Origin of the sequence: Pseudomonas sp. FYR_5, from assembly GCF_043106315.1 — a bacterium.
Lineage (GTDB): Bacteria > Pseudomonadota > Gammaproteobacteria > Pseudomonadales > Pseudomonadaceae > Aquipseudomonas > Aquipseudomonas putida_Y.
Genome location: NZ_JBICMK010000072.1, coordinates 81839 through 103775, shown reverse-complemented (window position 1 = coordinate 103775; position 21937 = coordinate 81839). Strand labels below are relative to the sequence as shown.

Genomic DNA, 21937 nt, shown 5'->3' with positions numbered 1-21937 from the left:
AGCGGGCGTGCCCGCGAATGGGCCTGAAAAACCAGCCACTGGAAAACCCCAGCCCCTCTCTTTTTCCAACCCCACCAAGCTGTTACTGTACTCGATCAAAGCCCAACGCCTCTGGATCGGATGCCGACTTGATACGTCCCCTCCTGCTGTCACTCAGCCTGGCCTTGAGCTTTCCCGTAGCCGCGATGGTGAGCGAAAGCCACGGATACGCGCAGTTCGGCACGCTCAAGTACCCAGCCACTTTCACCCACTTCGACTGGGTCAACCCGCAAGCGCCCAAGGGCGGCACATTGCGGGCCATGGCTTTTGGCACCTTCGACACGCTCAACCCCTACACTTTCAAGGGGTCGAGCCCGATTACCACGCCCAATTTCCAGCAGTACGGCATCAGCGAGCTGAACGAGCCACTGATGGTCGGCACTGGCCAGTACGACCCGTCTGGTGACGAGCCGACCTCCAGCTATGGCCTGATCGCCCGCTCGGTGGAATACAGCGAGGACCGCAGCTGGGTGGTGTTCAACCTGCGCCCGGAAGCCCGCTGGCATGACGGCCAGCGGATCACCTCGGCTGACGTGGCCTTCTCCTACCGCACGCTGCTCAAGGATGGCCACCCGATCTACCGCACCAACCTGCAGGAAGTGCAGCGGGTAGACATCCTCGGTCCGCTACGCATCCGCTTCGTGTTCAAACGCGCCGGCAACCCGCTCCTGATCCTGCGTCTGGGCGAAATGCCTGTGCTGCCCAAACACTACTGGCAGAAGCGCGACTTCAAGGCCACCACCTTCGAGCCCCCTTTGGGCAGCGGCCCCTACCGCATCACCCAGGTACAACCCGGGCGACGCCTGGTGTTCGAACGGGTGAAGAACTACTGGGGCAAAGACCTGGCGGTCAACCGTGGCAAGTACAATTTCAATCGGGTGGAATACGAGTTCTATCGCGACGCGACGGTGGCCTTCGAAGCCTTCAAGGCCGGCGAGTTCGACATCTATATCGAGCACCAGGCAAAAAACTGGGCCAACGGTTACAACTTCCCTGCCGTGCGCCGGGGTGAAGTGATCAAGACACAAATCCCGCACAGCATCCCCACGCAAACACAAGGCCTGTTCATGAACAGCCGCCGGGCCGCGTTCAGCGACCCGCGGGTACGCCAGGCACTGGGGCTGATGCTGGACTTCGAGTGGACCAACCGCGCGCTGTTCAGCAGCGCCTACCGCCGCTCGACCAGCTACTACCCCAACAGCGAGTTCGCCGCCAGCGGCCTGCCCACCGGCAAGGAGTGGCTGCTGCTGGCGCCGTTCCGTGACCAGTTGCCCGCCAAGCTGTTCAGCGAGCCGTACAAGGTCAGCCACACCGATGGCCGGGGCATCAGCCGCCAGACCCTTCGCCAGGCCCTGGGCCTGCTCGCCGAGGCCGGCTGGAAGCTGCACGGCCAGCGTCTGGTCAACAGCAAGGGCCAGCAATTACGCATGGAACTGCTGCTGGTAAACCCCAACCTTGAACGCATCCTGCAACCTTATGTCGAAAACCTGTCCAGCATCGGCATCGATGCGCGCTTGCGTACCGTGGACCGCGCCCAGTACAAACAACGCCTGGACCAGTTCGATTTCGACATGATTCTGATGACCCTGAACCAGACCCTGAGCCCCGGCCTCGAACAGTGGCTGTACTTCCATTCCAGCCAGGCCGCGACAAAGGGCAGCAAGAACTATGCTGGTGTCAAGGACCCGGTGATCGACCACCTGCTCGACACCCTGCTCGCCGCCCGCACCCGCGATGACCAGGTCGCCGCCGCCCGCGCCCTGGACCGCGTGCTCTCATGGCACTACTACATGATCCCCAACTGGTACCTCGACAACCATCGCCTGGCCTACCGCAACCGGTTCGCCTTCGTCACCACGCCGCCCTACACCCTTGGGCTGAACAGTTGGTGGATCAAGACTTCGGAGAAAGCCCAATGACGCCAACGCATCGTCTGCGCCAGCTGGCAGGCAGCCTGTTGCTCGCCTGCCTGAGCCTTCCCGCGCTGGCCGCGCCGCAGCACGCGCTCACCCTTTACGATGAGCCACCCAAGTACCCCGCCGACTTCAAGCACTTCGACTACGTCAACCCGGACGCGCCCAAAGGCGGCACCTTCCGCCAGTCCAGCTTCGGCGGCTTCGACAGCCTCAATCCGTTCATCAACAAAGGCGTGGCGGCCGAGAATATCGGCATTATCTACGACACCCTGATGCGCCAGAGCCAGGATGAACCGTTCACCGAATACGGCCTGGTTGCCGGCAAGATCGAAAAGGCCCCGGACAACAGCTGGGTGCGTTTCTACCTGCGCCCCGAAGCGCGCTTCCATGATGGCCATCCGATGCGCGCCGACGACGTGGTGTTCACCTTCAACGCCCTGATCAAGGAAGGCGCCCCGCTGTACCGCCAGTACTACTCCGACGTCGCCGAAGTGGTCGCCGAAGACCCGCTGAAGGTGCTGTTCAAGTTCAAGCACACCAACAACCGCGAGCTGCCGCTGATTCTCGGCCAGTTGCCGGTACTGCCCAAGCACTGGTACGAAAACCGCGAATTCAACCGCGGCAACCTGGAGATCCCGTTGGGCAGTGGCCCGTACAAGGTCGCCAAGGTCAAGGCCGGGCGCTCGGTGCGCTACGAGCGGGTCAAGGACTACTGGGCCAAGGACCTGCCGATCAACCGCGGCTTCTACAACTTCGATGTCATGACCTTCGACTCCTACCGCGACACCACCGTCGCCCTCCAAGCACTCAAGGCCGGGGCGTTCGACTATGCCCTGGAAGTCAGCGCAAAGAACTGGGCCACCGCCTACGACGTGCCCGCCGTGCGCGAGGGTCGCCTGATCAAGGAGGAGCTTCCCAACGGCAACCCCACCGGCATGCAGGGTTTCATCTTCAACATTCGCCGCCCGGTGTTCCAGGATGTTCGCGTGCGCCAGGCACTGAGCCTGCTGCTGGACTACGAGTGGACCAACAAACAGCTGTTCAACGGCGCTTACACCCGCACCAGCAGCTACTTCGACAACTCGGAAATGGCCGCCCACGGACTGCCCAGCCCCAACGAGCTCAAAATCCTCGAACCACTGCGCGGCAAAGTGCCCGAGCAAGTATTCAGCGAGGTCTTCCACAACCCGGTCAGCGACGGCAGCGGCATGATCCGCGAGCAACAGCGCCAGGCCTACAAGTTGTTGCAGGACGCGGGCTGGAAAATCGTCGACGACAAGATGGTCGACGCCCAAGGCAAGCCGGTAAGCATCGAATTCCTGCTGGCGCAGACCGAGTTCGAGCGCATCCTGCTGCCGTTCAAACGCAACCTCGCCGACCTCGGTATCGAGCTGAACATCCGCCGGGTCGACGTTTCGCAATACATCACCCGCCTGCGTTCTCGGGACTACGACATGATCGTCGGCGGTTATCCGCAGTCCAACTCGCCGGGCAACGAACAGCGCGAGTTCTGGTCCAGTGCCGCCGCCGACAACCCCGGCAGCCGCAACTTCATTGGCCTGCGCGACCCGGCCATCGACCAGTTGGTGGAACAGCTGATCAACGCCGACTCGCGCCAGAACCTGATCGACCACTGCCGCGCGCTCGACCGCGTGTTGCTGTGGGGCTACTACGTGATCCCCAACTGGCACATCAAGACCTGGCGTGTGGCCTACTGGAACCACATCGGCCACCCGAACGTGTCGCCCAAGTACGACATCGGCATCGACACCTGGTGGATCAAGCCCGAGGTAACCCCGGCGGTCAGCGAAGCGCCTGCGGACGAGGCCAACTAAGATGCTGGCCTACATCCTGCGCCGCCTGCTGCTGATCATTCCGACCCTGTTCGGCATCCTCATCATCAACTTCATCATCGTCCAGGCCGCTCCCGGTGGCCCGGTCGAGCAGATGATCGCCAAGCTCGAAGGCTTCGAAGGCGCCACCAGCCGCATTGCAGGTGGCGGCGCCGAGGTTTCCGTTGCCGGCTCCAACTACCGCGGCGCCCAGGGCCTGGACCCGGCGCTGATCGCTGAAATCGAACGCATGTACGGCTTCGACAAGTCGCCGCCCGAGCGCCTGTGGATCATGATCAAGAACTACGCCCGACTGGACTTCGGCGACAGCTTCTTCCGCGATGCCAAGGTGATCGACCTGATCGCCGAGAAGATGCCGGTTTCGATCTCGCTGGGGCTGTGGAGCACGCTGATCATGTACCTGGTGTCGATCCCGCTGGGGATCGCCAAGGCCGTGCGCCACGGCAGCCACTTCGACGTGTGGACAAGCTCGGCAATCATCGTCGGCTACGCCATCCCGGCGTTCCTGTTCGCCATCCTGCTGATCGTGCTGTTCGCCGGTGGCAGCTACTTCGACTGGTTCCCGCTGCGTGGCCTCACCTCCAACAACTTCGACGAACTGAGCACCACCGGCAAGGTGCTGGACTACTTCTGGCACCTGGTACTGCCGATCACCGCGCTGGTCATCGGCAACTTCGCCACCATGACCCTGCTGACCAAGAACAGCTTCCTCGACGAGATCAACAAACAGTACGTGGTCACCGCCAAGGCCAAGGGCCTGAGCCGATCCCGGGTGCTGTACGGCCACGTGTTCCGCAACGCCATGCTGCTGGTGATCGCCGGCTTCCCTTCGGCCTTCATCGGCATCTTCTTCACAGGTTCCTTGCTGATCGAGGTGATCTTCAGCCTCGACGGCCTGGGCCTGATGAGTTTCGAGGCGGCCATCAACCGCGACTACCCGGTGGTCTTCGGTACCCTGTTCATCTTCACCCTGCTAGGGCTGGTGGTGAAACTGATCGGCGACCTGACCTACACCCTGGTCGATCCACGCATCGACTTTGCCAGCCGGGAGCACTGACATGGCCTTGTCCCCCCTCAACCGCCGGCGCTTCGAGCGTTTCAAGGCCAACCGCCGTGGCTGGTGGTCGCTGTGGCTGTTCCTGATTCTGTTCGGGTTGAGCCTGGGCGCCGAGCTGATCGCCAACGACAAACCGATCGCCGTACGTTACGACGGGGAATGGTACTTCCCGGCGTTCAAACGCTACCCGGAAACCACCTTTGGCGGCGAATTCCCGCTGGAAGCCAACTACAAAAGCCCCTACATCCGCGAACTGCTGGCGAAGAAAGACAGCTTCGTGCTGTGGGCGCCCATCCCGTTCAGCTACCAGAGCATCAACTATGACCTGCGTGTCCCGGCGCCTGCCCCACCTTCGGCGGACAACTGGCTGGGCACCGACGACCAGGGCCGCGACGTGCTGGCACGGGTAATCTACGGCTTCCGCATTTCGGTACTGTTTGCCCTCACCTTGACCGTAGCCAGCTCCATTATCGGCGTCATCGCCGGCGCCCTGCAGGGGTTCTACGGTGGCTGGGTCGACCTGACCGGGCAACGCTTTCTGGAAATCTGGTCCGGCCTGCCTGTGCTGTACCTGCTGATCATCCTGGCCAGCTTCGTGCAGCCCAACTTCTGGTGGTTGCTGGGCATCATGTTGCTGTTCTCGTGGATGAGCCTGGTGGACGTGGTACGCGCCGAGTTCCTGCGCGGACGCAACCTGGAATACGTGCGCGCCGCCCGCGCGCTGGGCATGCGCAACGGCGCGATCATGTACCGGCACATCCTGCCTAACGCGATGATCTCGACCATGACCTTCATGCCGTTCATTCTCACCGGCGCCATCGGCACCCTCACCGCCCTGGACTTCCTCGGCTTCGGCCTGCCTGCCGGTTCGCCTTCATTGGGCGAGCTGGTGGCGCAGGGCAAGTCCAACCTGCAGGCCCCGTGGCTGGGCATCAGCGCCTTCGCCGTGCTGGCGCTGATGCTGAGCCTGTTGGTGTTCATCGGTGAGTCCGCCCGCGATGCCTTCGACCCGAGGAAGTGACATGAGTGAACAGAACCTGATCGAAGTGCGGGACCTGGCCGTGGAGTTCGTGACCGGGGACCAGGTCAACCGGGTGGTTGGCGGCGTCAGCTTCGACATTCGCAAAGGCGAGACACTGGCTTTGGTGGGCGAAAGTGGCTCGGGTAAATCGGTCACCGCACACTCGATCTTGCGCCTGCTGCCCTACCCCCTGGCCCGCCACCCCAACGGCAGCATCCACTACGAAGGCAAGGACTTGCTGCAGCAGAACGAGAAGACCCTGCAACGCATTCGCGGCAACCGCATTGCGATGATCTTCCAGGAGCCGATGACCTCGCTCAACCCGCTGCATTGCATCGAGAAGCAGATCAACGAAATCCTCCTGCTGCACAAGGGCCTGACCGGCAAGGAAGCGACTGCGCGCACGCTGGAGCTGCTGGATATGGTCGGCATTCCCGAGCCGCACAAGCGCCTCAAGGCCCTGCCCCACGAATTGTCGGGCGGGCAGCGCCAGCGGGTAATGATCGCCATGGCGCTGGCCAATGAGCCCGAACTGCTGATTGCCGACGAGCCGACCACAGCGCTGGATGTGACTGTGCAGCTTAAGATTCTCGAGCTGCTCAAGGAACTGCAGGCGCGTCTGGGCATGGCCCTGTTGCTGATCAGCCATGACCTGAACCTGGTGCGCCGCATCGCCCATCGTGTGTGTGTGATGCAGCACGGGCAGATCGTGGAGCAGGCCGAATGCGCCACACTGTTCAGCGCCCCGCAGCACCACTACACGCAGATGCTCATCAATGCCGAGCCCAGCGGGTTGCCGGCGCACAACCCGGTGGGCGCGCCGTTGCTGGAGGTGGATAACCTGAAGGTCTGGTTCCCCATCAAGAAGGGCTTTCTGCAGCGCACTGTCGACCATGTGAAGGCGGTGGACGGGATCAACTTCAGCTTGCCTCAGGGGCAGACGCTGGGCATTGTTGGCGAATCCGGGTCGGGCAAGTCCACATTGGGCCTGGCGATCTTGCGGCTGATTTCCAGCCAGGGCGGCATTCGCTTTCATGGGCAGAACCTCGAAGGGCTTAACCAGAACGCCGTGCGCCCCCTGCGGCGGGAAATGCAGGTGGTGTTCCAGGACCCGTTTGGCAGCCTGAGCCCGCGCATGTGCGTGGCGGACATTGTGGGTGAAGGGCTGCGCATTCACGGCATTGGCACCGCGCAGGAACAGGAAGCGGCGATTATCGCGGCCCTGGAGGAAGTAGGCCTGGACCCGCGCACGCGCCATCGCTACCCCCATGAGTTTTCCGGCGGGCAGCGCCAGCGCATTGCCATTGCCCGGGCGCTGGTGTTGAAGCCAGCACTGATTCTGCTGGATGAACCCACGTCCGCACTGGACCGCACCGTACAGCGCCAGGTGGTGGAATTGCTGCGTAACCTGCAGCAAAAGTACAACCTGACCTACCTGTTCATCAGCCATGACCTGGCGGTGGTGAAGGCGTTGAGTCACCAGTTGATGGTGATCAAGCATGGGCATGTGGTGGAGCAAGGGGACGCGCAGGCGATCTTCCATGCGCCGCAGCATCCGTATACCCGACAGTTGCTGGAGGCGGCGTTTTTGGAGGTTGGGGGTTAGTAGGGAAAGGGTGCGTGTTCGCCAAGCAATCATCCTTTGATCGGTCGTTTCGTTTATTGCGATTTTCGAATATTTCGAATATAACTCGAACTCAGGCTGTTGCATCGTCGCCACAGCCCCGCAATCGATACCGCTCTGGAGATGCCCATGACCACCGCCAACCTCTCTAGCCATGTGCTTCCTGACGAGAAAGAAATTGCCGTGGCAGTCGAGTCAAGCCGCACGCTGGCAGCGTTCCTCTCGACAAAATCAGATACCCAACGGATCGAACTGCTCAACGAGGAAAATCAGCGCCAGGTTGTTGAAGTACCTACTTTCGCCCTACGCCTATTCGGCGAAATTCTCAGCGAACTGGCCTTGGGTAACTCAGTCAAAGTCGTTCCAATCCACGCCGAACTAACTACCCAGGAAGCAGCAGACCTGCTTAACGTCTCCCGGCCGCACTTGGTAAAGCTGCTCGACGAAGCGGTGCTTCCGCACACCAAGACAGGCCGCCATCGTCGTGTCAAATTCTCCGACCTGGTTGCCTACAAGGACAAACGTGATGGGGTGAGCCGCGCTGCGATGGATGCGCTGGCAGCCCAAGCTCAGGAATTGAAGATGGGGTACGAATGAAGCACTCGCCCTTCACGGCCATATACGACGCGAATGTACTTTACCCTGCTCCACTGCGTGATTTCCTGATGAACCTAGCGCTGACGGGCATCTACCGGGCACGTTGGTCAGCGAGCATTCATGACGAGTGGAAGCGCAATCTGCTACTCAACCGACCTGACCTCACGCCTGAACATTTGGATCGCACGTCATCGCTGATGGATGCTGCGGTGCCTGATGCACTCGTCACTGACTACGATTCACTGGTCGAAGGGCTGGACTTGCCAGATAGGGATGATCGACATGTTCTCGCAGCTGCAATCAAGTGCAACGCTTCGGTCATCGTCACCTTCAATTTGAAGGATTTTCCCAAGGCGGTTCTTGGTGCCTTCGATATTGAACCCTTGCATCCGGACGACTTCATCGCTGACCTTTGGGACCTGGACAAGGCAGCAGTCCTCGAAGCTGCCCAGCGGCAGCGAATATCGCTGAAGAACCCACCGCACAGCGTACAGCAGTATCTCGACAGGCTGCTTCAGCAGAAGCTTCCCGAGACAGTGAAACTGCTTTCAGCATTCAAGTTCCTCCTCTGAGTATGCCCAGCAGACTTTCTAGGGCAGCAAGGCGATCATCCGGGATTGATCAGCCCTGCACCTAAAGCCAAGCCTATGAAAAGCCCCGCTCGTTACCACGCCAACAGAATCAAGCGGCAGTGATCAATTTTTCTGACAATAATCGTCTTCCATCATCAGCCGAATCGGGCATAAATTCTCCGCCGTCAACTCCCAGTACCCACGGTAGAGCCCATGTCCAGTCCACAACACCAGCCCGCTTCCCCTGCCCTGGCCACCCTGATCCAGCGCTCCGGCCTGCCCAGCCCAACGCTGAGCGAAGCCCAGGCACACGCTGTGCTGCAGGCCCACTACGGCCTTGCCGGTAACCTTTCGGTACTGGGCAGCCAGCAAGACCTGAACTTTCGCGTGGTCACACCGCAGGGTGGCTATGTGCTGAAGGCCTGCCACGGCAGCTACGCCCAGCTGGAGCTTGAAGCCCAGCACGCCGCCCTGGCCTTCCTGCGCGATCAAGGTTTGCCGGTACCCGCCGTGCGCTCAGCCCACAACGGCATGGGGTTGCTGGAACTGGACATCGACGCGCAACCACTGCGCCTGCGCCTGCTCGATTACATCGAAGGCCAACCGCTGACCCGCCTCAAGCACATGGAGCCGCGCCTGATGGCTGAACTGGGCGGGCTCTGTGCAAAGCTGGACAAGGCGCTTGCCCATTTCGATCACCCAGGCCTTGCGCGTACCTTGCAATGGGACCCACAGCATGCCGGGGCACTGATCGATCACCTGCTGCCAGTGCTGAAGGATAACGGGCAGCGCGCCCGCATCGAACACGCCACGCGACAGGCCAACGAGCGCTTGGTGCCGCTGGTCGATCAACTGCCCAGTCAGGCCGTGCATCTGGACATCACCGACGACAACACCGTGTGGGCCCGTGATGCCCAGCGTCAATGGCAACTGCAAGGCGTAATCGATTTCGGCGACCTGCTGCGCACCTGGCGTATCGCCGACCTGTCGGTGACCTGCGCTGCGCTGTTGCACCACGCCGAGGGCGACCCGCTGCGCATCCTGCCTGCCGTGCAGGCCTACCAGGCGCTCAACCCGCTGACCGAGGCCGAGCTGCGCGCCCTGTGGCCGCTGGTGCTGAACCGTGCTGCCGTGCTGGTACTGAGCAGCGAACAACAGCTAACCGTCGACCCGGGCAACCAGTACACCCGCGACAACATTGCCCACGAATGGGAAATTTTCGACACGGCCACCGCCGTGCCTTTCGCCCTGATGGAGGCGGCCATTCTGCAGGCTGCGAGCCTGCAACCCGGGGCGCCGGACTTGAACGGCTGCGCCCCCCTGCTCCCCGAGCTGGCCGGGCAGGCTGTCACGCGGGTGGACCTGGGGGTACTCAGCGAACACTTCGAGGCCGGCAACTGGGAACAACCCGGTTACGACCAGCAACTGCTGACCTCGCAGGCCGCCCCGGCCTGCACCCTGCACGGGCAATATCGCCTGTCGCAAACCCATATCGACCGCCCCGAAGAGCCCGCCACCTGTGCCCTTGGCATCGAGCTGCATGTGCCCAACGGCAGCCAGGTGCAAGCGCCGGCAGCCGGCACCTGGCAGCGTCACGGCGATGGCCGGGGCTGCCTGCGCACCGCACACTGGGCTTTGTGGCTACAGGGCCTGGAAGATGCGCCGACAGATGGCCAGGCCGTGAAAAAAGGCCAGTCCCTGGGCAGCAGCGGCAGTAGCCTCAGCGTACAACTGTGCCTGGACAACAGCATCCAGCCCCCCTTCTTCGCCACGCCGTCACAGGCTGCTGCGTGGCTGGCCCTGTGCCCGTCGCCGGCCGCATTATTGGGCTTCGATTGCGATGCCGAGCCGCTACCCGATCCGCAAGCCCTACTGGCCCGCCGCGATGCCAGCTTCGCCCGCTCGCAGAAGCACTACTACGCGCAACCGCCGCACATTGAACGCGGCTGGCGCAACTACCTGATCGACATGCAGGGCCGTTCCTACCTGGACATGCTCAACAACGTCGCGGTGCTGGGCCATGGCCACCCACGCATGGCCGCCGAGTCGGCGCGGCAATGGTCGCTGCTGAACACCAACTCGCGTTTCCATTACGCAGCGATCACCGAATTCTCCGAACGACTGCTGGACTTGGCCCCCGAAGGTTTCGACCGGGTGTTCATGGTCAACAGCGGCACCGAGGCCAACGATCTGGCGATTCGCCTGGCCTGGGCCTACAGCGGCGGGCGCGACCTGCTCAGCGTACTGGAGGCCTACCACGGCTGGTCAGTGGCCACCGATGCCATCTCCACGTCGATCGCCGACAACCCGCAAGCTCTGGAAACCCGCCCGGACTGGGTACACCCGGTCGAAGCACCGAACACCTTCCGCGGTCGTTTCCGCGGGGCCGACAGCGCCGCCGACTACCTGCAGGACGTCGACGCCAAGCTGGCCGACCTCGACGCCCGAGGCCGTCAGCTGGCGGGCATCATCTGCGAACCGGTATACGGCAATGCCGGCGGCATCTCACTGCCTGCAGGCTATCTGCGCGACGCCTATGCCAAGGTCCGCGCCCGCGGCGGGGTGTGCATCGCCGACGAAGTGCAGGTGGGTTATGGTCGCCTGGGCGAGTACTTCTGGGGCTTCGAGGAACAGGGTGTGGTGCCGGACATCATTACCATGGCCAAGGGCATGGGTAACGGCCAACCACTGGGCGTGGTCATCACCCGTCGCGAAATCGCCGAGGCGCTGGAGGCCGAGGGCTACTTCTTCTCCTCGGCCGGTGGCAGCCCGGTCAGCTGCCGCATCGGCATGGCGGTGCTGGATGTCATGCAGGAGGAAGGCCTGTGGGACAACGCCCGCGACACCGGGCGCTACTTCAAGGAACGCCTGCAGGCGCTGGTCGACAAGCACCCGCTGGCCGGCGCGGCACATGGCTCGGGCTTCTACCTGGGGCTGGAACTGGTGCGCGACCGCACCACCCTGGAGCCGGCCACCGAAGAAACCATGGTACTGTGCGATCGCCTGCGTGACCTGGGCATCTTCATGCAGCCGACCGGCGACTACCTGAACATCCTCAAGATCAAGCCACCGATGTGCACCAGCCGTGCGAGCGTGGACTACTTTGTCGACAGCATTGACCGAGTGCTGGGCGAAGGCCTGTAAGTGTCAACGCGTGGGCCCGACGGCTGCGGCCCACGCCTGCAATGCCTCACACGCGGCCATGGCCACCTGCTCATCGGTACGCCCGGTGAACTGCCGCTCGATCGCATCGGCGGCAATCAGCCCGGCAATGGTGGGCTTGCCGACAGCATCGGTCAGGTCCAGCCATTCCCCCCAACTGGCGGGTACGTCGTACCAGCGCAGGTAGCCTGAGGGTGAGCACGGCCACCATCGCTCATCGAACTGCAGAATCACTTTTTCCAGCTTGCCCATCCCTAGATGCGCCAGCGCTTCCTGCTGTGTTTCAGGTAACGCAGGGGCAAAGTGCAACACTTTCAGCACTCCCACCGGGACTGTGCAAATGCAGAAGTCGCATACCTCGTCATTCACCTTGACGCGCGCGCTCGACCAGTCGATGTGGGTGACAGGACTGTCCAGGCGGATATCCAGGTTCTTCGACAGCAAGTCGACAAGCTCGCTGTAGCCGCCTGGCAGCATACGATCACCATGCCCGACCCCCTCTTCATCCAAGGCACAGACCGACAGTTGCTCGACGGGCAAACACGCTTCCAGTACAAGGTTGGCGTCGATGGCAAACTGCGTGGCACGCGCGAGCGCGGGATCGAGTGTGGCCATATAGCCATTGATCGCGTCAGACAAAGGCTGTTGCCGATCGAGACGCCTGATCAAGGCATCCCAGGCGGCGTCGACATCCGGCAACACCCCGCCGCGTGCTGCTGCAAGCGGACAACTGAAATCGGTCTCGACGCAAGCCAAGCCATGTTGAAGTGCAACAGCGGCAAATGGGTTCTCGGCAAAATGCTGAAGCCAGGCCGCACCTGCATCTGCTTTCACGCCGCCCAACTCGACAGTGTGGGCGCGCCCACCCGTTCGCCCACGCGCCTCCAGCACCGTGCAATCGACACCCCTTTCCCGCAAGCGTTGAGCGGCAGCCAGGCCTGCACACCCCGCACCGATCACGATCACCTTGCTCGCCCCGGCACTCACGGCTGCCTCGGCGGCGCGCAGCCCATCATTCCACGCACCATGAGTCATTGCCGGAGCGCTGGCATTGCAGGCTTCTCCAGCAATGACCAAGCGCCCATGCAGCACATGGCCAAGGGCGCTTCGATGCTGCGGCAACCCTCCTGGCAGCAAGGAACTGTAGGCCCCGAGGCTGAACGGGTCGGAACTCCAGTGGGTGATATGCCAAGCGGTTGGTCTGTGCACGCTTTTCTCCATTGAGAGGACTGTCCTGCAGGTGCATTAATGTTCATAATTTTTAGCAATAAAAGATGATCATCATCAGGTTTACTGACAATGGCCTTTAGCAGCGACTCCTTGGCAATTTTCCTCGCGGTGCTCGATGCCGGCTCGTTCTCCGCCGCCGCCCGCAAGCTGGGCCGTGTGCCTTCAGCCGTGAGCATGGCGATCGCCCAGCTCGAGGCCGAACTGGACCTGCCGCTGTTCGACCGGGCCACGCGCAAGGCCCTGCCCACCAGCGCGGCCCTGGCCCTTGAACCCCAGGCCAGGCAGGTGATCTGCCAGCTCAACCTGCTCGACGCCCAGGCCCTGCAACTGCACCAAGGCCTGGAAAAACGCCTGACCATCGCCATGGCGCCCGAGTTGCAAACCGGCCGCTGGAGCCAACCACTGGAAATCCTCGCCCAGGCATTTCCCAGCCTGGAAGTCGAGGTACGTTCGGCCACCCAGACCGAGGCCATTCGCCTGCTGCATGACGGCAGTGTGCAGTTGGCACTGGTGTTCGAACGGCCCGGCATCGACGAGCGCGAGTCATTCCTCGAAGCCGGTAGCCAACTGCTGGTGGCGGTAGCGTCACCGCGCCATCCGGCCGGGCAGAACAGCGGTACGCCACTGCCGGAGGAGGCCTTTGCCGAACAACGGCAGATCATCGTGGCCTCGGGCAAGGCCACCGGATCGGACCCGCGCATGGTGCTGTCCCGGCGCATCTGGCTGACCGACAGCTACCTGGCCACGCTGGACCTGGTGCAGTCCGGGCTGGGCTGGGCCTACCTGCCGCAGCCATTGGTCGAACCGCTGATAACCTCGGGTGCACTGGCCGAGGTGCGCTTCGACAACATGGCCAGCCGCCTGCGCTTGTGGGTAGACATCATCTGGATCAAGTCGCGCCCGTTGGGCCTGGGCGCGCGCCGCTACCTGGAAGTCATGCGCCAGGTGTTCGAGAAGGAACCACCCAGGGCCTGATACCCCTTGCGCGAGTCCCTGCCCTGCAGGCGCCCGCCCAGCCCTTTGGGCTGAGGGAGCGGGTTATGCTGTCGGCGCTACCAACCTGTACCCAACCCCCGCCTCGGTAATGATGAACCGCGGCGCCGTGGGGTCATCGCCCAGTTTCTGTCGCAGATGCCCGACCACGATCCGCAGGTAGTGGGTATCCTCCGCATGGGTAGGCCCCCAGATATCCTTGAGCAGCTGCTGCTGGGTAATCACCCGCCCAGGGTGCCCGGCCAACAGCGCCAGCAACGCATACTCCTTGCGTGTCAATGCCACCTCCACACCGTCGAGCGTCACCCGGCGGTAGGCAAAATCCACCGTCAGCGGCCCAAAGCTGGCCGCCACTTCCGAGCCGCCGGCTTGTGGCACCTGGCGCAGCAAAGCCCGCACGCGCGCGAGAAACTCCTGGATACCGAACGGCTTGGTCACATAGTCATTGGCGCCACCATCCAGCGCATCGACCTTCTGCACTTCACTGGCACGCACCGACAACACCATCACCGGCACTGCACTCCATTCGCGCAATTCACGCAGCACCTGCTGGCCGTCCATGTCCGGCAGCCCCAGGTCGAGCACCACCAGGTCCGGCTTGCCCAGTGCCGCCTGGGCCAACCCCTCGGCACCGGTGGCAGCCTCCAGCACCTTGTAGCCTTGCGAGGCCAGACTGATACGCAGGAACTTGCGGATCTGCGGTTCATCATCGATGACCAACAGGGTGGCGGACTGGCTCATGGGGCTTCGCTTTCGGCTTCAGGTTGAGGAGGCAGCGGCAAGCATAGAGTGATGCTGGTGCCTTGGCCATCGATGCCTTCGCCCACCAGAATCTGCCCGCCATGGGCACCGATCATGCCCTGGCAAATTGCCAGGCCCAGGCCGGTACCCTGCCCGCCGCGGTCGCCACGGGCGGCGGTATAGAACATGTCGAAGATTTTCTCACGGTCGGCTTCAGGAATGCCGGGGCCCTGGTCGCTGACGGTCAAGCGCAGCTGGTCGTCATGCACGGCCACCTGCAGCTCAAGCCGACCATTGGCCGGCGAAAAGCGTGCGGCGTTTTCCAGCACGTTGACCAACGCTTGCTCGATCAACGCCGCATGCACGAACAGCAATGGCAACTCGGCCGGCACGTCAGTGTGCACGCGCAGCGGCGCCAGCACCACCCGCAGGCGGTTGAGCGCACTGCCGACGATGTCCGCCGGGGCCACCCAGTCGCGGGCCAGCTTGAGGCCGCCATGGCCCAGGCGGGTCATGTCCAGCAGGTTCTGGATGTAGCGATCGAGGCGTTCGGCCTCGTTGCGGGTGCCCTCCAGCAGCTCGCGGCGGTCTTCAACCGGGATCGCGTCGCCCAACGCCAGCAGGCTGTCGATGCTGCCACGCATGGCGGTCAACGGCGTGCGCAAGTCATGGGATACGGAAGCCAGCAGGGCGCTGCGCAGTTGCTCGGTTTCGCCGTGCAGGCGTGCGGCTTCCAGCTGCTCGGCCAGGCGTGCGCGGGCCAAGGCCTGGGCCAGTGGCTGGCCTAGGGCGGTGAGCAGGCGCCGGCGCGGGTCGCTGAGCGGCTGTCCGGTGCGCGGGCGCACACCCAGCAGCGCCAGAGGCTGATCGTCCACCGCCAACGGCCACCACCACCAGCGGCCATTTGGCAGGGTATCGCTGCCGTGGCCGGCAGCCTGCCCGTGCTGCCAGGCCCAATCGGCAGCAGCCCGTTCGGTGTCGCTGAAGGTGTGGACTTCCCCACTGGCCACTTGCAACTGGCCTTCGGCGTTGCGCTCCAGCAAGCACACCTGGGTGTCCTGCCAGCCGTCCAGGTGCTGGCCGGCAGCCTTGAATATGGCTTGGCGGTCGGTGGCGACCGTCAACCGGCGAGACAGGTCGAGCAACTGGCTGGTCTGCGCCTGGGTCTCGCGCAGCGCCTGCAACTGGCGACGCTGGCGCGCGGCCAGGTTGCCGGTGAGCGCAGCCATCAACAGAAAGAACACCAGGGTCAGCACGTCTTCTTCGCGCTGGATGGTGAACGAGAAGTTGGGCGGTATGAACAGAAAGTCATAGACCAGGAATGACAGTGCGGCGCAAGCCAGCGCAGGTCCCAGGCTACTGCGCACCGCCACCAGCAACACCGCCGCCAGGAACACCACCGAGATATTGGGCAACGCGAGCACACTGGACACCGCCCAGGCCAGCCCCGCAGCCATCACGGTGGCCAGCAGCGCCAGCAGGTAATGACGCCACACCCACACCCGCCGCACCGCTGAACGCGGCGCTGGCGGCTGCACCTCGCGGTCCAGCACATTGATCTCCAGGCCATGGCTTTCGCGCAGTAGCCGCGCCGCCACACCAGCGCCGAACAAACGCCGACGCAGGCGATTGCGAGACTGCCCGACCAGCACCAGGCTGGCCCGCCGCTCGGCAGCATGCTGGATCAGCGTGCGGGCCACTTCGCCAGCACGCAGCTGCACCACCTCCCCGCCCAGTCGCTCGGCCAACTGCTGCGCGGCTTGCAAACGCTGCCGTGCGGTTTCGTCACGCAGGCGGCCGTTGTCCACGTGCACCAAGCTCCAGGGCAGGTGGCGGCGCTGGGCCACGCGACAGGCATGGCGCACCAGGCGTTCGGCCTGGTCGTCACCCTCGATGCCCACCAGCAACCGGCCACGCAAGGCCGGCGCCTCCTGGCCACGCTGACGATAGCCGTGGGCCAGGTCGGCATCGACCTGAGCAGCGGCGGTCTGCATGGCCAGCTCGCGCAGGGCGGTGAGGTTGGTTTGCGAAAAATACGCATCGATGGCCGCCCGAGCCTGCTCGGGCACGTACACCTTGCCTTCGCGCAGGCGTTCGAGCAGCTCGCGCGGAGGCAAGTCGATCAGCACCAGCTCGAACGCTTCCTGCAGCACCCAGTCCGGCAGGGTCTCGCGCACTTGCACGCCGGTAATGTCGCGGACCTTGTCGTTGAGGCTTTCCAGGTGCTGGACGTTGACCGTTGTGAATACATCAATACCAGCGGCCAACAGTTCCTGTACGTCCTGCCAACGCTTGGCGTGGCGGCTGCCGGGGGCGTTCGTATGGGCCAGTTCGTCCACCAGGGCCAAGGCCGGCGCGGCACGCAGCAGGCCGTCAAGGTCCATTTCCTCGAGGGTGACGCCACGGTACTGGCTACGCAACAAGGGCTGCTGATGCAGCCCTCCGAGCAACGCTTCGGTTTCGGCGCGGCCATGGGTTTCGACCACCCCGGCCAACACCTGCACGCCCTGGCGTTGCTGGGCGTGTGCGGCCTGGAGCATGGCGAAGGTCTTGCCGACGCCAGGGGCGGCGCCAAGGAACACCTTCAACCGGCCCCGGCCATTTCGCGGAAGGTTGGCCAGCAGCGCATCGGCGCGGGCGGAATCACTCATGCTTCATCCTTTGCTTTTTCCAGCAGTCGGCCAGTTCAGGGAAAGCCCCTTGACTGTAGGAGCGGGTTTACCCGCGAATACGTCAGTGGCACCACCACCGCATTCGCGGGTGAACCCGCTCCTACAGGCTTCCTGCCAGCGCTTCGATTACCTGACAATGGCGAGCTTTTCCAAGGCCTGGTTCAACGCCAGCACGTTGACCACCGGCGGGCCGATCAATGGGTGGAGGGTGGCCTGTTCCAGCAAGGCTTGCAAGCGCTCGACCGGCAGTTGCCGTGCCGCCGCCACCCGCGGGATCTGATAGGCCAATGCCTCCGGTGGCAAGTGCGGGTCCAGGCCGCTGCCCGAGGTAGTCAGCAGCGCCTGCGGCACTGGCCCCTGCTGTGCCTGATACAACGCGGCCGCATCGCTCCTTACCCGCTCAGCCAGCGCCGGGTTGCTCGGCGACAGGTTGCTGGCGCCGCTGGCCACGGTCGCGTAGGCACCTGCCGAGGGCCGCGAGTGGAACCAGCCATCGCCCTGGAAGTCCTGGGCGATCAATGCCGAACCCCGCACCTGCCCTTGCGCATCGCGTACCAGGCTACCGTTGGCCTGGTTCGGGAAAGCGACCTGAGCAATACCGGTCACCGCCAGCGGATACAGGGCGCCGGTCACCAGGGTCATGAACAAAGCCAGGCTCAATGCCGGGCGTAGATAAGCAGTCATGGTGGCCTCCTCAGACCAGGTTCAGGGCATTGAGCAGCAGGTCGATCAGCTTGATCCCGGCAAACGGCACCACAATGCCACCCAGCCCGTAGATCAGCAGGTTGCGCCGCAACAGGTGCGCCGCACTGACCGCCTGCACGCGCACCCCACGCAGCGCCAGCGGAATCAGCACGATGATGATCAGCGCGTTGAACACGATCGCCGACAGGATCGCGCTCTGCGGGCTGGCCAGTTGCATCAGGTTGAGTACACCCAGTTGCGGGTAGATGGCAGCGAACAGCGCCGGCAGGATGGCAAAGTATTTGGCCACGTCGTTGGCAATGGAGAATGTTGTCAGCGCACCACGGGTGACCAGCAGCTCCTTGCCGACCTGGACTACGTCCAGCAGCTTGGTAGGGTCGCTGTCCAGGTCGACCATGTTGGCTGCCTCCCGTGCAGCCTGAGTGCCATCGTTCATGGCCATGCCTACGTCAGCCTGGGCCAGTGCCGGGGCGTCGTTGGCACCGTCGCCGCACATGGCAACCAGGCGGCCGTCATTCTGCTCCTGGCGAATGCGCGCCAGCTTCTTCTCGGGTGTGGCCTCGGCCAGTACGTCATCCACCCCCGCTTCGGCGGCGATGGCGGCCGCAGTCAGCGGATTGTCGCCGGTCACCATCACCGTGCGGATGCCCAGCTTGCGCAGCTCGGCGAAGCGCTCGCGGATACCAGGCTTGACCACGTCCTTGAGGTGGATCACGCCAAGCAAGCGCTTGTCGACGCACACCAGCAACGGTGTACCGCCACTCTGCGCGATGCGTTCGACTTCGCGGGCCAGCGCCGCCGGCATATCCATGCGTGGCATACCGACGAATGCCAGCACCGCATCGACGGCGCCCTTGCGGTAGCGGTGCTGCTCGAAGTCGATGCCCGACAGGCGTGTCTCGGCACTGAAAGCCACCGCTTCGAACTGCCCGGCAGGCGGGTCGACGAAGTCGTGCAACTGGCGCAGGTATTCGACAATCGACTTGCCTTCGGCGGTGTCGTCGGCCAGCGAGGCCAGCAAGGCACCCTCCCCCAGTTCCTTGGCGGTAATGCCCGGTGCCGCATGCAGTGCGCTGCAGCGGCGGTTGCCGAAGGTGATGGTGCCGGTCTTGTCGAGCATCAACGTATGCACGTCCCCGGCCGCCTCGACCGCGCGGCCGGAGCGGGCAATGACATTCAGCCGTACCAGCCTGTCCATGCCGGCGATGCCGATGGCCGACAGCAGACCGCCGATGGTGGTAGGGATCAGCGTCACCAGCAGCGCGGCCAGGAAGATCAGCGGCAGGCTGCCACCCACGAAGTGGGCGAACGGCTGCAAGGTCACCACCACGATCAGGAAAATCAGGGTCAGGCCGATCAGCAGGATGTCGAGGGCGATTTCGTTCGGGGTCTTCTGCCGTTTGGCACCTTCGACCAGGGCGATCATGCGGTCCAGGGTCGACTCGCCCGGATTGCTGGTGATGCGGATAAGCAGCCAGTCGGAGACCAGCCGCGTATTACCGGTCACCGCCGAGCGGTCGCCGCCTGATTCGCGTATTACCGGCGCGGACTCACCGGTAACGGCGGCCTCGTTGACGGCCGCAATGCCTTCAAGCACCTCGCCGTCGCCGGGGAAAATCTCGCCGGCCACCACGCGTACCACGTCGTCCTTGCGCAGCGCGCTGGCAGCCACCGTCTCGTAGCTGCCATCACGCAGACGACGCTGGGCGGTCAGGCCCTGGCTGCCGGCCTTGAGGCTGTCGGCGCGGGCCTTGCCACGGCCTTCGGCCAACGCCTCGGCGAAGTTGGCGAACAACACGGTGAACCACAGCCACAGGGCAATCTGCACCGCAACACCGGTGCTCACGCCGCCGCCGGGCGCAAAGCACAGCACGGTGGTCAGTACTGCGGTCAGGGCCACCACCAGCATTACCGGTGAACGTTTGAGCTGACGCGGGTCGAGCTTGACGAACGCCTGCACCAGCGCCGGGCGCCACAGCGCGGCGAAGCGGGTCTGGTCCTTGGCACTGTGCCGGCTATTCACTTCAGGAATGGGCATGTTCATGATCGGTCCTCAAAAACCCAGGCTAAGGTGTTCGGCGATTGGCCCAAGGGCCAGGGACGGCAGGAAGGTCAGGCCTCCGACCAGCAGGATGGTCACCAGCAGCAAGCCGGTGAACAGCGGGCCGTGGGTGGGGAAGCTGTTCTGCCCCAGCGGCGCGCTTTTCTTCGCCGCCAGGCTGCCGGCCAACGCCAGTATCGGCAGGATGTAGCCGAAGCGGCCGATGAGCATGGCCAGGCCGATCATCAGGTTGTGATACACGGTGTTGGCGCCAAAGCCGGCAAAGGCAGAGCCGTTGTTGGCCGAGCCCGAGGTATAGGCGTACAGCAACTGGCTGAAACCATGCGCCCCCGGGTTGGTGACCGCCCCGGCCGGGCCGGGCAGGCTGGCGGCGATGGCGCCAAGTACCAGCACGCCAACCGGCATCACCAGCAGGGTTGCCACCAGAAGCTGCACTTCACGGGCCTGCAGCTTCTTGCCCAGGTATTCCGGGGTACGGCCAATCATCAGCCCGGCCAGGAACACCGCGATAAGGACGAACAGCAGCATGCCGTAGAGGCCCGCGCCGACGCCGCCGAATATCACCTCGCCGACCATCATGTTGACCATCGCCACCATACCGGTCAGCGGGTTCAGGCTGTCGTGCATGGCGTTGACCGAACCGTTGGAGGCGGCGGTAGTGGTGACCGCCCACAGCACCGAACCGGTGGTGCCGAAGCGGCTTTCCTTGCCCTCCAGGGGGGCGGTCTGCTGCACCTGGGCGCTTTCCAGCGCTGGGTTCGGCTGGTGCTCGGACCACAACGCCGTGCTGCCACCGATCAGGAACAGGGCAAGCATGCAGGCGAGGATGGCGCGGCTCTGGCGCAGATCCTTCACGTAGTGACCGAAGGTGAACACCAAAGCCACCGGAATGAGAATGATCGACGCCACCTCGAACAGGTTGCTCCAGGCCGTAGGGTTCTCGAACGGGTGCGACGAGTTGACGCCGAAGAAGCCGCCGCCATTGGTACCCAGTTGCTTGATGGCGATCTGGCTGGCGGCCGGCCCCAACGGAATGGTCTGGTCGGCACCTTGCAAGGTCAGCGCGTGGGCGTAGTCGGCAAAGGTCTGCGGCACGCCCTGCCAGACCAGCAACAGCGCCAGCAGGACGCACAGCGGCAACAGGCCGTAGAGGGTGGCACGGGTCATGTCGACCCAGAAGTTGCCCAGCGTCGTCGCACTGCGCCGGGCGATACCGCGGCACAGGGCAACCAGCACAGCCAGGCCGGTGGCAGGGCTGACAAAGTTCTGCACGGTCAGGCCAAGCATCTGGCTCAGGTAGCTGACCGACGCCTCACCGCTGTAGGCCTGCCAGTTGGTGTTGGTAACGAAACTGACGGCGGTGTTGAACGCCAGTGACCATTCCTGGCCAGGCAGGTGCTGAGGGTTGAATGGCAGGTAACCCTGCAACTGCAGCACTGCGAACAGCAGCAGGAAGCCGACCAGGTTGAACGCCAGCAGGGCCAGAGCGTATTGCCGCCAGTTCTGCTCCTGGCTGGCGTTCACACCCGCCAGCCGGTAACAGCCCTGCTCGACCGGCCCCAGCACAGGCGTCAGCCAGGTACGCTGGCCCTCCATGACCTTGAAGTAGAACCGCCCGAGCCAGGGTGCCGGTAGCAGCACGATGGCAAAGAATGCCAGGAGCAAGGCGAAATCGTAACTGTGCATGGCCGCT

General features: G+C 63.6%; 15 protein-coding genes. 9 read left to right on the top strand and 6 right to left on the bottom strand.

Annotated features, from left to right (window positions below; all coding sequences use genetic code 11):
* Window positions 1-128 precede the first annotated feature (128 nt).
* The 8 genes from ACF8RA_RS12420 (at window position 129) to ACF8RA_RS12385 (ending at window position 11823) form a co-directional block, all read left to right on the top strand.
* Entirely contained in the window at window positions 129-1958 is a 1830-nt protein-coding gene (locus ACF8RA_RS12420; RefSeq protein WP_209967171.1) for an extracellular solute-binding protein, read from the top strand.
* Entirely contained in the window at window positions 1955-3790 is a 1836-nt protein-coding gene (locus ACF8RA_RS12415) for an extracellular solute-binding protein (protein WP_392519209.1), read from the top strand. Before ACF8RA_RS12420 ends, ACF8RA_RS12415 begins: the two co-directional genes overlap by 4 nt.
* Before the next feature lies 1 nt (window position 3791).
* Window positions 3792-4865: a microcin C ABC transporter permease YejB gene (locus tag ACF8RA_RS12410; RefSeq protein ID WP_021783280.1), complete on the top strand. Its 1074-nt coding sequence runs from the start codon at window positions 3792-3794 to the stop codon at window positions 4863-4865.
* A 1-nt stretch (window position 4866) separates the two neighbouring features.
* Window positions 4867-5886 carry an ABC transporter permease gene (locus ACF8RA_RS12405; protein ID WP_021783281.1) on the top strand — a complete coding sequence of 340 codons (1020 nt, stop codon included), beginning with the start codon at window positions 4867-4869 and terminating at the stop codon, window positions 5884-5886.
* A 1-nt stretch (window position 5887) separates the two neighbouring features.
* A complete protein-coding gene (locus ACF8RA_RS12400; RefSeq protein WP_392460870.1) occupies window positions 5888-7492 on the top strand; it encodes an ABC transporter ATP-binding protein in 1605 nt (534 codons plus the stop codon).
* A gap of 147 nt (window positions 7493-7639) precedes the next feature.
* Window positions 7640-8107, top strand: a complete 468-nt coding sequence (locus tag ACF8RA_RS12395) for a helix-turn-helix domain-containing protein (RefSeq protein ID WP_176682198.1) — start codon at window positions 7640-7642, stop codon at window positions 8105-8107.
* Window positions 8104-8679 carry a PIN domain-containing protein gene (locus ACF8RA_RS12390; protein ID WP_104886398.1) on the top strand — a complete coding sequence of 192 codons (576 nt, stop codon included), beginning with the start codon at window positions 8104-8106 and terminating at the stop codon, window positions 8677-8679. Before ACF8RA_RS12395 ends, ACF8RA_RS12390 begins: the two co-directional genes overlap by 4 nt.
* A gap of 213 nt (window positions 8680-8892) precedes the next feature.
* Window positions 8893-11823, top strand: a complete 2931-nt coding sequence (locus ACF8RA_RS12385) for an aminotransferase (protein ID WP_392519207.1) — start codon at window positions 8893-8895, stop codon at window positions 11821-11823.
* A 3-nt stretch (window positions 11824-11826) separates the two neighbouring features.
* On the opposite strand, the gene ACF8RA_RS12380 is transcribed toward ACF8RA_RS12385, so the two are convergent.
* On the bottom strand, window positions 11827-13062 hold the full coding sequence (locus ACF8RA_RS12380; RefSeq protein ID WP_392519206.1) for an FAD-dependent oxidoreductase: 1236 nt from the start codon (window positions 13060-13062) through the stop codon (window positions 11827-11829).
* Between the two features lie 78 nt (window positions 13063-13140).
* Between ACF8RA_RS12380 and ACF8RA_RS12375 the strand changes: the two genes are divergently transcribed.
* Window positions 13141-14046 (top strand): LysR family transcriptional regulator, encoded by a 906-nt coding sequence (locus ACF8RA_RS12375; protein WP_176682195.1) that lies wholly within the window; start codon window positions 13141-13143, stop codon window positions 14044-14046.
* A 63-nt stretch (window positions 14047-14109) separates the two neighbouring features.
* On the opposite strand, the gene ACF8RA_RS12370 is transcribed toward ACF8RA_RS12375, so the two are convergent.
* From ACF8RA_RS12370 to kdpA, 5 genes are all read right to left on the bottom strand, one after another.
* Window positions 14110-14805, bottom strand: a complete 696-nt coding sequence (locus ACF8RA_RS12370) for a response regulator (protein ID WP_176682194.1) — start codon at window positions 14803-14805, stop codon at window positions 14110-14112.
* Window positions 14802-17456 (bottom strand): ATP-binding protein, encoded by a 2655-nt coding sequence (locus ACF8RA_RS12365; RefSeq protein WP_392519204.1) that lies wholly within the window; start codon window positions 17454-17456, stop codon window positions 14802-14804. Before ACF8RA_RS12365 ends, ACF8RA_RS12370 begins: the two co-directional genes overlap by 4 nt.
* A gap of 147 nt (window positions 17457-17603) precedes the next feature.
* On the bottom strand, window positions 17604-18161 hold the full coding sequence (gene kdpC / locus ACF8RA_RS12360) for a potassium-transporting ATPase subunit KdpC (protein WP_176682192.1): 558 nt from the start codon (window positions 18159-18161) through the stop codon (window positions 17604-17606).
* Window positions 18162-18171: 10 nt separating this feature from the next.
* A complete protein-coding gene (gene kdpB / locus ACF8RA_RS12355; protein ID WP_392519203.1) occupies window positions 18172-20226 on the bottom strand; it encodes a potassium-transporting ATPase subunit KdpB in 2055 nt (684 codons plus the stop codon).
* Between the two features lie 9 nt (window positions 20227-20235).
* Window positions 20236-21930 (bottom strand): potassium-transporting ATPase subunit KdpA, encoded by a 1695-nt coding sequence (gene kdpA, locus ACF8RA_RS12350; protein WP_392519202.1) that lies wholly within the window; start codon window positions 21928-21930, stop codon window positions 20236-20238.
* Between the last annotated feature and the right edge of the window lie 7 nt (window positions 21931-21937).

Excerpts from the sequence above, each read along its gene's own strand:
- ACF8RA_RS12415 (WP_392519209.1), top strand. The coding sequence starts at position 1,955 with ATGACGCCAACGCATCGTCTGCGCCAGCTGGCAGGCAGCCTGTTGCTC.
- ACF8RA_RS12410 (WP_021783280.1), top strand. The coding sequence starts at position 3,792 with ATGCTGGCCTACATCCTGCGCCGCCTGCTGCTGATCATTCCGACCCTG.
- ACF8RA_RS12405 (WP_021783281.1), top strand. The coding sequence starts at position 4,867 with ATGGCCTTGTCCCCCCTCAACCGCCGGCGCTTCGAGCGTTTCAAGGCC.
- ACF8RA_RS12400 (WP_392460870.1), top strand. The coding sequence starts at position 5,888 with ATGAGTGAACAGAACCTGATCGAAGTGCGGGACCTGGCCGTGGAGTTC.
- ACF8RA_RS12395 (WP_176682198.1), top strand. The coding sequence starts at position 7,640 with ATGACCACCGCCAACCTCTCTAGCCATGTGCTTCCTGACGAGAAAGAA.
- ACF8RA_RS12390 (WP_104886398.1), top strand. The coding sequence starts at position 8,104 with ATGAAGCACTCGCCCTTCACGGCCATATACGACGCGAATGTACTTTAC.
- ACF8RA_RS12385 (WP_392519207.1), top strand. The coding sequence starts at position 8,893 with ATGTCCAGTCCACAACACCAGCCCGCTTCCCCTGCCCTGGCCACCCTG.
- ACF8RA_RS12380 (WP_392519206.1), bottom strand. The coding sequence starts at position 13,062 with ATGGAGAAAAGCGTGCACAGACCAACCGCTTGGCATATCACCCACTGG.
- ACF8RA_RS12375 (WP_176682195.1), top strand. The coding sequence starts at position 13,141 with ATGGCCTTTAGCAGCGACTCCTTGGCAATTTTCCTCGCGGTGCTCGAT.
- ACF8RA_RS12370 (WP_176682194.1), bottom strand. The coding sequence starts at position 14,805 with ATGAGCCAGTCCGCCACCCTGTTGGTCATCGATGATGAACCGCAGATC.
- ACF8RA_RS12365 (WP_392519204.1), bottom strand. The coding sequence starts at position 17,456 with ATGAGTGATTCCGCCCGCGCCGATGCGCTGCTGGCCAACCTTCCGCGA.
- kdpC (WP_176682192.1), bottom strand. The coding sequence starts at position 18,161 with ATGACTGCTTATCTACGCCCGGCATTGAGCCTGGCTTTGTTCATGACC.
- kdpB (WP_392519203.1), bottom strand. The coding sequence starts at position 20,226 with ATGAACATGCCCATTCCTGAAGTGAATAGCCGGCACAGTGCCAAGGAC.
- kdpA (WP_392519202.1), bottom strand. The coding sequence starts at position 21,930 with ATGCACAGTTACGATTTCGCCTTGCTCCTGGCATTCTTTGCCATCGTG.